This is a genomic window from Pseudoalteromonas sp. NFXS53 (genome assembly GCF_056629255.1).
Genome location: NZ_JBWVBR010000001.1, coordinates 311,068 through 324,709, shown reverse-complemented (window position 1 = coordinate 324,709; position 13,642 = coordinate 311,068). Strand labels below are relative to the sequence as shown.

Below are 13,642 nucleotides of genomic sequence, written 5' to 3'. Positions count from 1 at the left end.
TACGATATCGTACACTTTGAAAGTAAGGAAAGACGCCATGGCTGTAATTGATAAGTCGATTTTGGTGGTTGATGACAACGCCGAGATCTTAATTGCCACAAAGATGTTATTAAAACAACACTACAAACGTGTTGTCACGCTAGATAACCCACATAACATCAGTGACGCCATGGAGAAAGAGTCTTTTTCTCTTATCTTACTCGATATGAATTTCACCCGAGAATCAACCTCAGGTGCCGAGGGTTTTTACTGGTTAAAGCAAATCAAAGCCATAGACGAAGACGCTGTTGTGGTGCTATTTACAGCCTTTGGAGATATGTCGATGGCAGTGGATGCCATCAAACAAGGGGCCAGTGATTTTGTGCTTAAACCTTGGCAAAACGAAAAACTACTGGCCACCGTGGCGAACTGTATCGACTTAAGCGCACAGCGCCAAAAAAGCAAAAAACTGAACCAGATCGCGGCGCTGTCTTTGGCAGATCAAAATCGTCCATTTGAGAACCTCATTGCCAAAAGCCCTGCCATGGAGCAAGTGTTCACAACTCTCGAAAAAGCCGCAAAGACCGATGCCAATGTACTGATTTTAGGTGAAAGCGGCACAGGTAAAGAAGTTATCGCCCGAGAGTTTCATAAACAATCACTGCGGGCCAACGATACCTTTTTATCGGTTGATATGGGCACCATTGCCAGCTCGTTATTTGAAAGTGAGCTATTTGGTCATGCCAAAGGCGCATTCACCGATGCCAAAGAAAACAAGCAAGGTCGCTTTGAGTTGGCCGACACCGGCACTCTCTTTTTAGATGAAATTGGTAATATTCCGCTCGAATTACAAGGCAAGCTATTAACTGCTATTCAAAACCGCGTGATCACCCCTGTTGGCGGTAGCAAAGAAATTTCGGTCGATATTCGTTTGATCACCGCGACCAACATGAATTTATACGACATGGTGCGTGAAGGTTCGTTCAGACAAGACTTGTTGTATCGCATCAATACCGTCGAGATCACACTGCCAGCACTGCGCGACAGACCGCAAGATATTCCTTTGCTGATAGAATTTTATGCCGATCTTTACTGTAAAAAGTACAAGCTAGGCCATAAAACAGTGAGCGATAAAACCATGGCGCAGTTACTTGCCTATGAGTGGCCGGGCAATATTCGTGAATTACAGCATTTAGTTGAGCGCTCGGTAATTTTGTCAGACGGTGAGCAACTGCAATTTCAGCTCATGTCCAGCCAAGAGACGCAAAGCGGTGCTGCCCAGTTCGACACCTATAATCTTGCTGACATTGAACAAATGACCATAGAGCGAGCCATTGCAGACTTTAAAGGCAACATCAGCCATGCAGCTAAAGCACTCGGTATCACCCGTGCGTCGTTATATCGCAAAATGGAGAAATACGGTGTTTAATAAAAACAGCGCAGCGGTGTTGGGTTACTTTGTTTTAGCGGTCGGCTTTGCCTGTATAGGGCTCTATGGTGTTGCATTCAGCCATGCCACTTTGCTCAGCATTTTGGCTTTATTTGGTTCAGCCCTATTTGCAGCCCTAACACTCAAACTTTTTGCCAAACAGCAACAGCAATTCAACGAAGTCATCAACGCACTGAAATATCAAGATAGCAGTTTTCGCCTCAGTGAAACCCACACTTTAGGTGCCAAAGAGCAACAAATCTGCAATGACCTGATCAAAAAAGTACAAGAAGATAAATTCAAACAAGCAGAGCAAGTCGCTATTTTTGAGACCATGCTACAACACATTGATGCTGGGGTTATTCTCATCAAAAATCAGCAAGACGTAGTAGTGTGTAACAATACCGCTAAGCGAAGCCTAGATATTCGAACGTTTAGCGATGCAAAAGAACTCCTAAGCGCAAAGCCTATTCTTGAACAAACCAAACAAGGTGCCAGTGTCGAAGACGACATGTTGTTTAAATACTTCGCCTTTAATTATCATAATAATCGCTACGAGCTTTGGCTATTTACTGCCATTTCAGAGCAAATAGAAAGTACGCAAATGGATTCGTGGCAAAAGCTTATTCGTGTATTAATTCACGAAATTGGTAACTCTGTTGCCCCAATTTATTCGCTCTCAAACACTCTGGCGACCATCACAGAGCAGCAACTTGCAAACCAAATAGATGACCAAGACTTAGTTAACGACTACTTACAAAGCCTGAACGCCATTGGTATTCGCAGCCAATCCTTACTTGGGTTTATTGAAGACTATCGTAAGCTCACGCATATTCCTCATTTAGAGCTAAAGCCAATTTTAGTGCAAAACCTGTTTGATGATTTACAACCACTCGTGAAACCACAATTTGATGAGGCTAATATCGCTTTAACGATATCGATTGAGCCCGAAAACTTAACTGTCTCAGGCGATAAAAAGATGCTTGAGCAAGTACTGGTTAACTTAATCACCAATGCCCTAGATGCCTTAAAGCTGAGTCAAAAAAATGAGAAAGCAGTGAACATCACTGCGAGTATTAACCGCTATGGAAAATGCGAAATTGCCATACAAGATAACGGCGATGGCATCGAACCCAGTGCACTTGAGAAGATCTTCGTGCCTTTCTTTACCACTAAATCTAAGGGCTCCGGTATAGGCTTAGCCCTTAGTCAGCAAATTATTCATCGTCATAAAGGGCGTATAAAAGTGGCATCTGAAGTAGGTGAAGGGGCGAGCTTTACACTGGTTTTATAATAGCTTCTAAGAAGAGCCTGAATCAAAAGCGTTAGAAGACTCTAACGCTTTTTGCTTTTAATCAGTCTTGTGTTGGCTGATAAATCAAAGTGCTTGATAAGGTTTCTTGCGGACCAATTTTAGCAGCGCCTCCGAGCACATATACTTCTCCGTTTAGGCTCACTTTACCGTGACCATGACGCGGAGTCGGTAAGGGTTCAAGCTCCTGCCACTCGTCAATGTTAGGGTCATACATAAACACTGAGTTAAACACTTTGCCATCTTGCCAATTGCCAGTGTTTGAAAAGGCTTCGCCGCCAGAGACGATAATCTTGCCATCAATCACGGCAGCAGCAAGGCCTGCCGCAGCAATCGGTAAAGGAGCGCGAGTTTGCCAAGTTTCAGTTTGGGTGTCATATACTTCAACAGTGTCTAAGTTCTGTCGGTTTTCACCGCCAGTTCGGCCTCCAATTACATAAATATCATTGCCAACCACCGCTCCTGCCGCAGAAGCACGGGCTGTCGGTGCGGGTTTGGCTTTGCGCCAATATGCGTTATTCACCAGCACATAGTGGGCGTTGGTGTCGATATTTTGCTTCTCGCCTCGTTTACGGGTTTTCCCGCCAATCACATGTATATTTTTACCTACATTTACATAAACAGACTCAGCCATAGGAATTGGTAAAGACGACGCACTCATCCAGCGGCTCTTTCTGCTGTCTAGACGATACACAGCCCGCTGTGGCTGCCACGCATCCTCTTTAGGACCGGTAAAACCACCGATGGCATATACATAATGAATATTGCTCGTCATCCCCAAGTGATGTCGAGACTCAGGTAAGTCAGGTGCTTTTTCCCAAAATTGCTCAGCGGGATTTAGAATAAATACCTTTCGTGTCGGTCCTAAACCATAAAAACTGTCAGAATCTGTTTTAGTAAAACCACCGCCAATGAACACCCTATCCATAAACACGGCAGGATAGACCTCTTGAAAAGTAACGGGTAAGTCTGGCGCGGGCTTCCACTTTGGTTGTGAAGGCGGAGGCGAGTCAGCCGCTAATGACTTTGCGCCTACTAGCATGCAAGTTAACAGAACTAAATTGTTTAAAAGCCTCACTAAAACTCCTTCGTTTCTGATCTGTTCATACATGATTATCACAAACTTAACCGTCAATGCATTGATTTGGGTCCAACGTCCAAATTTGTCATACAGAATTCTTTCATCTAAATGATTATAGAGCGAAATTTAGAAAACAGATCTCAATGAATGCAAACTCTAAGGTACAATCTCGTCAATTACAGAATGAGGAACTTTATAATGCAAGATGCTATTTACTTAATTTTGCCGACAGAGCAGGTGGCTGTAACACTCAGTAAAGCTTTTTACAGCACGCCTTCAATTGACACTGAGGGCTTTATTCATGCGTGTTCTGAGTCACAAATTAATTATGTACTAGCGCGATTTTATAAAGACCAAGGCCCTTTATCATTGTTGAAAGTAGACCCAAGTCTCACCAAACCTGAAGTCAAATATGAAGGCGCAACGAACAATCCAGAGCTTGGGTTATTTCCTCATATTTATGGCCAGCTTAATACCGATGCGATTATTGAAGTCACTGAGATTTAAGCTGTACAGTAGTAACGTATTTGCCAGCTTCATATTTTTAAAACAAGTTTAGGAATAACATGAAAACCTTAACGATCGCGCTCATTATTTTGGGCTTTTTTCTTTCACTAAAATTTATCGACACTTTGATCCATCGTTATGGCAATAAAAAAGGCGTCAGCATTTTCCGTATAAAATACATCAGTAAAACCATTTATATCGTTGCGCTGCTGTTTATTATCCCCCTGATAGTGAGTATTTCTGGACTTGCCTATTCGCAAGTTGCGTTATTTATGTCATCAGTGTTTGCTGTATTAGGTGTGGCACTTTTTGCGCAGTGGTCGATTTTAAGTAATATCACAGCGAGTTTGATCATCTTCTTCGGCTTTCCATATCGCGTTGGCGACAGAATTAAGGTCATGGACAAAGACGACGATATTTCAGGTGTTATTGAAGAGATTTCGCTGTTTCATGTACTTATTCGCCGTGAAGATGAACTGATCACCTATCCAAATACACTGATTCTGCAAAAAGGGGTGATTAAAAACCCAAAGAAAGTAGAAGTTAAAGAACCGACGAGTTCAGAACAAAAGCTTGAAGATAAAGAGTCGGTTGATTCTAAAAGCTAATTAACCCGTTGAGAAATTAGTGTGGTGAACAACTTTGTTGTTCACCACACTAATACTTCATTCATAATGAAACGTATTGCTCTATAAAAACAAACTAACCTTTAGGCTTGGCTACAAAGGTCTTGTTCACGATTTTCCATGCATCATTGAATTTATAAAGCACCAAATAATCTATGTAATGGGTTTTTGATGTTTCGAAATTCAACTTAACCATGGCCATCTGCTGATCAACCACGTCAATTGATAGAATATGGGCTTGCCAATGGTCTTTAGTTGGCTGCTTAAATATCTTGGCAAAGTCACCTAAGGTTTGACTGCGAATACTTTGCTTGCCAGTTTCTTTATCTGTCACGATAGACTTTATATGACCATTTTCTAGCTCAAAAGCTTGCGCGATTAAGGCGTCATCTGACTCTGCGATACCTTTAAAGTAACTGTTTACCGTTTTAACGATATCGTTATGCTCAGCATTAAAGGTGGCTTTTGCATTACTTGCGCCAGAGAAAGACACAACGGCTGCAAACGCAATGACTTGTAGACTAGATTTTAAATTCAACATCGGTGATTCCTTGGAAGTTCTGCTCTTATACCAGTCCGCTTAACTAAGTAGTCTATTTTGAGGCAAGAAAACCTTGTTGGTAGCAAGGCAAATATTTCGTTATTTAGTTGTTCTAAATGAGAAATCTTTAACGCAGCTATCATCAGGTTTAATCCCTCAAAATGATTAAGTGTTATTGCGGATTGGTATTAGCCTCTCTCACCCTGCTTACTATGTAAACGACTAATAAGTAACAATTTGTGTGTTTCCTTCAACAAAAGCTTGGTGTGAAAACTTAAAGAAAATAAGACGCGCCAATGCTCGCTAATAACAGCAATGCAAACGCAATCCTCAGCCATTTTGCTTGCTCAGGTTTTGCAAAAAAGGGTCTGAGTTTACTGCCAATTGCCATCCATAATCCATCAACGATGACGGCTACAATAAAGCTGACCGTAGCAGTTAACATGGCACTGTAAACAGGAGAACTTGCTGGGATCATAAAGTTTGCAAAAATAGCAAGAAACGCGGCGTAAGCTTTTGGGTTGATTAAATTTAATATAAAGCCATCTTTAAAGCTTGGTGCTGCGCCGGCTCTTTGCTCAATACCGCTGGTATTACTCGCGATCTTGTACGCCACATAAATTAAGTAAGCGGTTGCGATACCTTGGCAAATGAGTTTCGCCGTCGGGAATTGCTCAAACAAGCTGCCTAACCCCAATGCAACTAAACAAATCGCCACCAGCAAGCCGAGTAGAATACCGGCAAGAAACCCTAAACCTTGCTTAAAACCAAAACTGGCACCGACACCTGCTAGGGCAAGCGGTGCAGGGCCGGGCGAGCCCAATAAAAGTGCGGTAGTGAGTGCGAGGGTGGTAACTGCTTCTATCATTTATTCCTAATCCCTTTACTTTGAAAATATAAATACGGAGTGATTCAGCCATTAAAAAAGGCCCTCTCGGGCCTTGGGAGTATCACAACTCATGAACAATTTGCTTAAATTAACTTGAGTTCGAATTAACCTAGTCTTGCGGTACGCGTACTGAGCCTTCCATTAGCACTCGTGCGCTTCGGCTCATGACCGCTTTTTCAGCGAGCCATTTACCATCAACAAGTTTTGCAGCAGCACCGACTTTTAATGTGCCTGATGGGTGACCAAAAGTGACACTTTCACGCTCAACACCACCAGCAGCCAAATTCACTATGGTGCCAGGAATTGCAGCAGCAGTCGCAATAGCAACGGCCGCTGTGCCCATCATAGCGTGGTGAAGCTTGCCCATAGAAAGTGCACGAACACACACATCGATATCAGACTCAGCAATCGCTTTACCACTTGAGGCGGTATAAGCCTGGGCAGGTGCGGCAAAGGCAATTTTAGGTGTATGCTGACGCACTTTTGCTTCTTCGATATCTTTGATCAAACCCATTTTCACTGCACCATGGGCGCGAATGGTTTCAAAGCGTTCAAGCACGGCTGCATCGCTGTTGATGGCTTCTTGTAACTCTGTGCCTGTGTACCCTAAATCTTCTGCATTGAAAAATAGGGTCGGAATACCCGCGTTGATCATGGTCACAGGGAAAGTACCAATACCCGGCACTTCAAGGCTGTCAATTAAGTTACCAGATGGGAACATATCGCCTTCGCCGTCAGCTGGGTCCATAAACTCAACCACCACTTCGGCTGCAGGGAAAGTCACGCCATCGAGCTCAAAATCACCGGTTTCTTGAACTTCACCATTGGTCATAGGAATATGCGCAATAATGGTTTTTTTGATATTAGCTTGCCAAATGCGAACAACCGCAATGCCGTTTTCAGGAACACGTTCGGCGTCAACTAGGCCGTTACTGATCGCAAATGCGCCTACCGCAGCGGTTAAGTTACCGCAGTTTCCGCTCCAATCGATAAAAGGCTTATCAATCGCAACCTGACCAAATAGGTAATCTACATCGTGATCAGGCACGTCACTTTTTGCCAAAATCACTGTTTTACTGGTGCTTGACGTTGCACCGCCCATACCATCGGTGTGTTTTGCATATGGATCAGGGCTGCCAATCACGCGCAGCAATAAATTGTCACGTGCTTCGCCTGCAACTTGTGCTGCAGCGGGTAAGTCAGCAAGGTTGAAAAAAACGCCTTTACTGGTGCCGCCACGCATATAAGTTGCTGGCACTTTAATTTGTGGTTTGAAAGCCATTTAAAAATCCTTCAAAAGCGAATGAGAAAGCCTCATTCGCTTATTTATTAATTATTAGCTTCTAAAAAGTCTTGTGCGAATCTTTGAAGAACACCGCCAGCCGCGTAAATTGATACTTCTTCCGCAGTATCAAGGCGACATAGCATAGACACTTCAACACGCTCGCCGTTTTGACGATTAACCAATAAAGTTAATGTTGCACCCGGGCTTGGCTCACCAATAACGTCATAGGTTTCAGTACCATCAAGACCCAGTGTTTTACGGGTTGTACCGGCTTCGAATTGCAGAGGTAATACACCCATACCAATTAGGTTAGTACGGTGAATACGCTCAAAACCTTCTGCCGCAATCACTTCAACACCTGCTAAACGCACGCCTTTGGCTGCCCAGTCACGTGATGAGCCCTGACCATAGTCCGCACCTGCCACAATGATCAATGGCTGTTTGCGTTCCATGTAGGTTTCGATGGCTTCCCACATGCGCGTTACTTTGCCTTCTGGCTCAATACGCGCCAGTGAACCTTGTTTTACTTCACCGTTTTCGTCTAAAACCATTTCATTAAACAGTTTCGGGTTTGCAAAGGTTGCACGCTGCGCCGTTAAGTGGTCGCCGCGGTGGGTTGCGTATGAGTTAAAGTCTTCTTCTGGCAGACCCATTTTCGCCAAATATTCACCCGCAGCGCTGCTTGCTAAAATCGCATTTGAAGGTGATAGGTGGTCGGTAGTGATATTGTCACCTAGTACGGCAAGTGGACGCATGCCTTTCATGGTACGCTCAGCGGCTAATGCGCCTTCCCAATATGGTGGGCGGCGAATATAAGTACTCATTTCGCGCCAGTCATAAAGCGGGTCGTTCTTCTCACCATAATCGACGTTTAAGTCAAACATCGGCTCATATACTTGGCGGAATTGCTCTGGCTTCACGCTTTTTGCGATAACTGCATCGATCTCTTCATCCGTTGGCCACAAGTCTTTTAGGGTAACTGGGTTACCGTTTTGGTCATGACCAAGTACATCTTTTTCGATGTCAAAACGAATACTACCGGCAATCGCATACGCAACAACCAATGGTGGAGATGCTAAGAAAGCTTGTTTTGCATACGGGTGAATACGACCATCGAAGTTACGGTTACCCGAAAGTACCGCTGTAGAATATAAATCGCGGTCGATAATCTCTTGTTGGATTTTCGGGTCTAACGCACCACTCATACCGTTACAAGTCGTACAAGCAAATGCCACAACACCAAAACCAAGTTGCTCTAGTTCTGGTAATAACTCTGCATCTTCAAGATACATTTTTACCGTCTTAGAACCCGGCGCCAGAGATGATTTAACCCAAGGCTTACGAGTTAAGCCTTTTGCATTGGCATTACGCGCAAGTAGACCAGCAGCAATTACGTTGCGCGGGTTAGAAGTATTAGTACAGCTGGTGATTGCTGCGATGATCACCGCACCATCTGGCATTTTGCCTTCTTCGTTTTCAACTGTGCCTGCAATACCCGCTGCAGCAAGTTCTGAAGTAGATACTCGACGATGTGGGTTAGAAGGGCCTGCGATATTACGACCAACCGTTGATAAATCAAACGTTAAAACGCGCTCGTATTCAGCGGTTTCTAGGCTGTCAGCCCAAAGACCAGTTTCCTTTGCGTAGTTTTCAACAAGCTGAACTTGCTCGTCGTCACGACCTGTAATTTTTAAGTAATCGATGGTGTGCTGATCGATGTAGAACATCGCCGCCGTTGCACCATATTCTGGTGTCATGTTTGAGATGGTTGCACGGTCACCAAGCGTTAAACTTGCCGCACCTTCACCATAAAACTCTAAGTAAGCGCCGACTACTTTTTCAGCTCTTAAGAATTCAGTGATTGCTAATACGATATCAGTTGCGGTAATGCCCGGTTGTGCTTTACCTGTCAGTTCAACACCGACAATATCTGGTAGACGCATATAAGAAGCACGACCTAGCATGACGCTTTCGGCTTCAAGACCACCTACACCTACTGCGATTACACCGAGTGCATCAACATGTGGTGTGTGACTATCGGTACCAACCAATGTATCAGGGAATGCTACACCGTCACGCGCATGAATAACCGGCGACATTTTCTCTAGGTTGATTTGATGCATGATGCCGTTACCCGGTTGGATAACGTCAACGTTTTTAAATGCGGTCTTTGTCCAGTTAATAAAATGGAAGCGATCTTCGTTACGACGGTCTTCAATGGCACGGTTTTTCTCGAATGCATCTTGTTCAAAACCAGCGTGCTCAACCGCCAACGAGTGGTCAACGATAAGCTGAGTCGGAACCACAGGGTTTACTTTAGAAGGATCGCCACCTTTAGCAGCAATCGCATCACGTAAGCCGGCAAGGTCAACAAGGGCGGTTTGACCCAAGATATCGTGACAGACAACACGTGCTGGGAACCAAGGGAAATCTAAGTCGCGTTTGCGGTCAATTAGCTGTGACAAACTTGCGTCTAGCTTTTCTGGTTCACAACGGCGAACTAAGTTTTCTGCAAGTACACGCGATGTGTAAGGGAGTGTGGCATATGCGCCCGGTTTAATGGCATCAACAGCTTCACGGGTATCGTAATAAGCAAGTTGAGAGTTGGGTAAGATTTTACGGTATTTGGTATTCATAATTTTCTGACTTTTTTATCCCGTCGTCTTTCAAATTACACGGGTGTTGGCTGCCTCTTTCGCCCAATCACATAGGTAAACTATGCTCATGGAACTCATTCGATTGCCGCCTACGTGAAATATGAAATCCATAGGGTAAAACTCAAGCTCTTGGCTTAAGTTTGAGTGACGGTAGCGAGTGACAAAGTCGGCCTTTGTCACTCAAACTTTAAATTAACGCTCTGAAATTGGCGTTACAGGACGTAGCTCTTCACCTGTATATTCCGCAGAAGGACGGATAATACGGTTGTCAGCACGCTGTTCCATCACGTGTGCAGCCCAGCCCGTTAGACGAGACATCACGAAGATAGGCGTGAACAACTTAGTCGGAATACCCATGAAGTTATAAGCTGATGCATGGAAGAAATCAGCGTTACAGAAAAGCTTCTTCTCACGCCACATAACTTCTTCACAACGTACTGATACAGGGTAAAGTACGTCGTCACCTACATCTGCCGCTAGCTTTTCAGACCAGCCTTTGATGATTTCGTTACGAGGATCTGATTCTGAGTAAATCGCGTGACCGAAGCCCATGATCTTCTCTTTACGCTCAAGTTTACCCATCATTTCAGCTTCTGCATGATCTGGTGAAGTAAAGCCTTCGATTAGTTCCATCGCCGCTTCGTTCGCACCACCGTGTAGTGGACCACGAAGTGAACCAATCGCACCCGTTACACATGAATGCATGTCAGACAGCGTTGATGCACAAACGCGCGCTGTGAACGTTGAAGCATTAAACTCATGCTCTGCATAAAGAATTAAAGATACATGCATAACTTGCTCGTGTAATTCTTTTGCTTTTTCGCCGTGCAGCATTGTCAGGAAGTGACCACCGATTGAATCATCGTCTGTTTCAACGTCAACACGCACACCATCATGGCTAAAACGGTACCAGTAACAAATGATACTTGGGAAAACCGCTAGCATGCGATCTGTCACTTGTTGTTGCTCATCAAATGTCGCTTCACCTTCAAGGTTACCTAACATTGAACAACCCGTACGTAACACATCCATTGGGTGTGCATCTGCTGGAATACGCTCTAGTACATCTTTAAGGGCTTGTGGCAGACCGCGCATCGCACGTAGCTTGCCTTTATATGCATCTAGCTCTGCTTGCGTTGGTAGGTGACCTTTTAAGATAAGGTGCGCCACTTCTTCAAACTGACACTTTTCAGCTAAGTCTTTTACGTCGTAACCACGGTAAGTTAGGCCAGAACCCGATTTACCTACTGTTGATAATGCTGTTTTACCCGCTACTTGTCCGCGTAGGCCTGCACCGCTTAGTACTTTTGCCATGATGTTGTCTCCTGAATTATTTTTACCTGCTGGGTATTGATATGTGCTGAGTGCAGGTTCGTTGCCTGCACTTCAAAATTACTGCTACTTATTTTTGCCTTCGGCGAATAACGCATCGAGCTTCTGCTCGTAGTCGTGATAGCCAAGGTAATCATAAAGATCCATACGAGTTTGCATGGTATCGATGACAGCTTTTTGATCGCCGTTTTGTAAAATGCTTTGATAAACCAATTCAGCAGCTTTGTTCATTGCACGGAATGCACTTAATGGGTAAAGCACCATATCTACGCCCCACTCACCAAGCTCTTCTTTGTTCCAAAGCTCTGTTTTACCAAATTCTGTGATGTTCGCTAAAATTGGCACATCTAGCGCTTCGCTAAATGCACGGTAGTGCTCTTCCGTTTGTACTGCTTCTGCAAAAATGCCATCCGCACCCGCAGCAACATAAGCTTTTGCACGCTCAATCGCGGCTTCTAGGCCTTCTTGTGCGAATGAATCTGTACGCGCCATGATAAAGAAATCAGGATCAGTACGCGCATCGACTGCCGCTTTAATACGGTCAACCATTTCTTCTGTTGAAACGATCTCTTTGTTTGGACGGTGACCACAACGTTTTTGCGCAACTTGGTCTTCCATATGCACAGCTGCTGCACCGGCTTTTTCCATATCACGAACCGTTTTTGCGATATTGAATGCACCACCCCAACCCGTGTCGATATCAACCATCAGAGGTAAGTCACATGCTGAAGTAATACGTTGTACGTCAACAATAACGTCATTTAGAGAAGTCATGCCTAAATCAGGAAGACCATAAGAGGCATTTGCAACACCACCACCTGATAAATAAATTGCTTGGTGGCCGATTTTCTTTGCCATCATTGCGCTGTAGGCATTAATTGTGCCCACGATCTGTAGTGGCTGATTGGCTTTTAATGCATCGCGGAATTTTTTACCCGCACTGATAGTTCCTGTTGTCATCTTGATGATCTCTCTGGTTATCCTGAAAATGAGTTTACGAAGCTCACTGGTTCAGCTTGGCTTCGATATTATTTTTTGAATACATAATGTGTCGACGCATCAGCATTTCGGCCAACTCTGGGTCGCGATTGCTGATGGCTTGCACTATATGTTTATGCTCATCAAAAGCGGTACTCACACGAGGACCCGCCATACCTAACTGCACGCGATACATACGCACTAAGTGATATAGGCCATTGACCAGCATATTAATTAAATGATTATTTTTGCTGCCGAGAATAATGCGGTAATGAAAATCTAAATCGCCCGCTTCTTGATAATAGCGCTCTGTGGTTTTGATATTTTCTGACTGGCTATTTAGTAACTGCTTTAGCTCAGCTACTTCGTCATCAGACATATTAGCTGCAGCAAGACGTGCCGCCATGCCTTCAAGTGACTCACGAACTTGGTAAAGCTCGATTAACCCCTCAGGGCTTAATGCCACCACACGCGCACCCACATTGGCTTTTCGTTCAACCAAGTGACAGCTTTCTAAACGGTTTATTGCTTCTCGAACAACTGCACGGCTTACTTCATATTTTGTCGACAACTCGGTTTCACTTAATTTCGATGCTGCTGGAATAACACCTTCAACAATCTCTTTCCTTAAGCGAAAAAACGCTTTATCTGAGGCTGTTACAGCATTTTCTTGAAAAATCGACATAGTAAATCTTAAAAGCCGTGTTTAATAAGTTGTAGACAATATAGTAGTGGTTTACGTGCGCGTCAACCTAGAAACGACAAGATTGTCGACAATATTTAGATATAGTGTTTATAAATTTGGTGAATGTTGGGGGGGTGTCGTGTATAGACTAGGTTATAGATGAAGAATTTTTTGTTGGGGAGTAGCTTTATAACCAGAGTTACTTTCTAGTGTTCTAATTATGAGAGATTAGGCTCGGTGTTGTTTTACATATATGTAGCTAAGCCCATCGGGTATCCATACTCTCACCTCCTCGTGCTGCGAAACTTCGTTTCGGTCTTGATAAGAGTTGAGTTGTAATA

The 13,642-nt window shown here is 44.0% G+C and carries 12 protein-coding genes; 4 read left to right on the top strand and 8 right to left on the bottom strand.

Annotation, left to right across the window (positions count from 1 at the left end):
* Positions 1 to 37 precede the first annotated feature (37 nt).
* Entirely contained in the window at positions 38 to 1,408 is a 1,371-nt protein-coding gene (locus AC1HJP_RS01325; RefSeq protein WP_480359833.1) for a sigma-54-dependent transcriptional regulator, read from the top strand.
* Positions 1,341 to 2,702, top strand: coding sequence for a sensor histidine kinase (locus AC1HJP_RS01320; protein WP_480359831.1), 1,362 nt, complete (start codon positions 1,341 to 1,343; stop codon positions 2,700 to 2,702). Before AC1HJP_RS01325 ends, AC1HJP_RS01320 begins: the two co-directional genes overlap by 68 nt.
* Positions 2,703 to 2,763: 61 nt before the next feature.
* On the opposite strand, the gene AC1HJP_RS01315 is transcribed toward AC1HJP_RS01320, so the two are convergent.
* Complete coding sequence (locus tag AC1HJP_RS01315) at positions 2,764 to 3,798, bottom strand: Kelch repeat-containing protein (protein ID WP_480359829.1); 1,035 nt, start codon at positions 3,796 to 3,798, stop codon at positions 2,764 to 2,766.
* Positions 3,799 to 3,999: 201 nt separating this feature from the next.
* Here AC1HJP_RS01315 and AC1HJP_RS01310 point away from each other — a divergent pair, with 201 nt between their 5' ends.
* Together AC1HJP_RS01310 and AC1HJP_RS01305 are read left to right on the top strand one after the other, a co-directional pair.
* Positions 4,000 to 4,308, top strand: coding sequence for a DUF952 domain-containing protein (locus AC1HJP_RS01310; RefSeq protein WP_480359827.1), 309 nt, complete (start codon positions 4,000 to 4,002; stop codon positions 4,306 to 4,308).
* Between the two features lie 59 nt (positions 4,309 to 4,367).
* The gene (locus AC1HJP_RS01305) at positions 4,368 to 4,916 is read left to right on the top strand and encodes a mechanosensitive ion channel domain-containing protein (protein ID WP_480359825.1); all 549 of its coding nucleotides are present in this window, start codon (positions 4,368 to 4,370) and stop codon (positions 4,914 to 4,916) included.
* Between the two features lie 94 nt (positions 4,917 to 5,010).
* Here AC1HJP_RS01305 and AC1HJP_RS01300 read toward each other — a convergent pair whose 3' ends face one another.
* The 7 genes from AC1HJP_RS01300 to AC1HJP_RS01270 all read right to left on the bottom strand — a co-directional run bounded on the left by AC1HJP_RS01300 (position 5,011) and on the right by AC1HJP_RS01270 (position 13,301).
* Positions 5,011 to 5,475, bottom strand: a complete 465-nt coding sequence (locus tag AC1HJP_RS01300; protein WP_480359823.1) for a nuclear transport factor 2 family protein — start codon at positions 5,473 to 5,475, stop codon at positions 5,011 to 5,013.
* 274 nt (positions 5,476 to 5,749) lie between these two features.
* Positions 5,750 to 6,343: a LysE family translocator gene (locus AC1HJP_RS01295; protein WP_480359821.1), complete on the bottom strand. Its 594-nt coding sequence runs from the start codon at positions 6,341 to 6,343 to the stop codon at positions 5,750 to 5,752.
* Between the two features lie 130 nt (positions 6,344 to 6,473).
* Positions 6,474 to 7,646 carry a 2-methylaconitate cis-trans isomerase PrpF gene (prpF, locus tag AC1HJP_RS01290; RefSeq protein WP_480359819.1) on the bottom strand — a complete coding sequence of 391 codons (1,173 nt, stop codon included), beginning with the start codon at positions 7,644 to 7,646 and terminating at the stop codon, positions 6,474 to 6,476.
* Positions 7,647 to 7,693: 47 nt separating this feature from the next.
* Positions 7,694 to 10,285, bottom strand: a complete 2,592-nt coding sequence (gene acnD, locus AC1HJP_RS01285) for a Fe/S-dependent 2-methylisocitrate dehydratase AcnD (RefSeq protein WP_480359817.1) — start codon at positions 10,283 to 10,285, stop codon at positions 7,694 to 7,696.
* Positions 10,286 to 10,498: 213 nt separating this feature from the next.
* Positions 10,499 to 11,620: a bifunctional 2-methylcitrate synthase/citrate synthase gene (gene prpC, locus AC1HJP_RS01280; RefSeq protein ID WP_480359815.1), complete on the bottom strand. Its 1,122-nt coding sequence runs from the start codon at positions 11,618 to 11,620 to the stop codon at positions 10,499 to 10,501.
* An 84-nt stretch (positions 11,621 to 11,704) separates the two neighbouring features.
* Entirely contained in the window at positions 11,705 to 12,583 is an 879-nt protein-coding gene (gene prpB / locus AC1HJP_RS01275; RefSeq protein WP_480360250.1) for a methylisocitrate lyase, read from the bottom strand.
* A gap of 58 nt (positions 12,584 to 12,641) precedes the next feature.
* On the bottom strand, positions 12,642 to 13,301 hold the full coding sequence (locus tag AC1HJP_RS01270; RefSeq protein ID WP_480359813.1) for a GntR family transcriptional regulator: 660 nt from the start codon (positions 13,299 to 13,301) through the stop codon (positions 12,642 to 12,644).
* Positions 13,302 to 13,642: the final 341 nt, after the last annotated feature.

What these genes read in the sequence shown, in the direction of transcription:
- AC1HJP_RS01325 (WP_480359833.1), top strand. Translation starts at nt 38, where the DNA reads ATGGCTGTAATTGATAAGTCGATTTTGGTGGTTGATGACAACGCCGAG.
- AC1HJP_RS01320 (WP_480359831.1), top strand. Translation starts at nt 1,341, where the DNA reads ATGCAGCTAAAGCACTCGGTATCACCCGTGCGTCGTTATATCGCAAAA.
- AC1HJP_RS01310 (WP_480359827.1), top strand. Translation starts at nt 4,000, where the DNA reads ATGCAAGATGCTATTTACTTAATTTTGCCGACAGAGCAGGTGGCTGTA.
- AC1HJP_RS01305 (WP_480359825.1), top strand. Translation starts at nt 4,368, where the DNA reads ATGAAAACCTTAACGATCGCGCTCATTATTTTGGGCTTTTTTCTTTCA.
- AC1HJP_RS01300 (WP_480359823.1), bottom strand. Translation starts at nt 5,475, where the DNA reads ATGTTGAATTTAAAATCTAGTCTACAAGTCATTGCGTTTGCAGCCGTT.
- AC1HJP_RS01295 (WP_480359821.1), bottom strand. Translation starts at nt 6,343, where the DNA reads ATGATAGAAGCAGTTACCACCCTCGCACTCACTACCGCACTTTTATTG.
- prpF (WP_480359819.1), bottom strand. Translation starts at nt 7,646, where the DNA reads ATGGCTTTCAAACCACAAATTAAAGTGCCAGCAACTTATATGCGTGGC.
- acnD (WP_480359817.1), bottom strand. Translation starts at nt 10,285, where the DNA reads ATGAATACCAAATACCGTAAAATCTTACCCAACTCTCAACTTGCTTAT.
- prpC (WP_480359815.1), bottom strand. Translation starts at nt 11,620, where the DNA reads ATGGCAAAAGTACTAAGCGGTGCAGGCCTACGCGGACAAGTAGCGGGT.
- AC1HJP_RS01270 (WP_480359813.1), bottom strand. Translation starts at nt 13,301, where the DNA reads ATGTCGATTTTTCAAGAAAATGCTGTAACAGCCTCAGATAAAGCGTTT.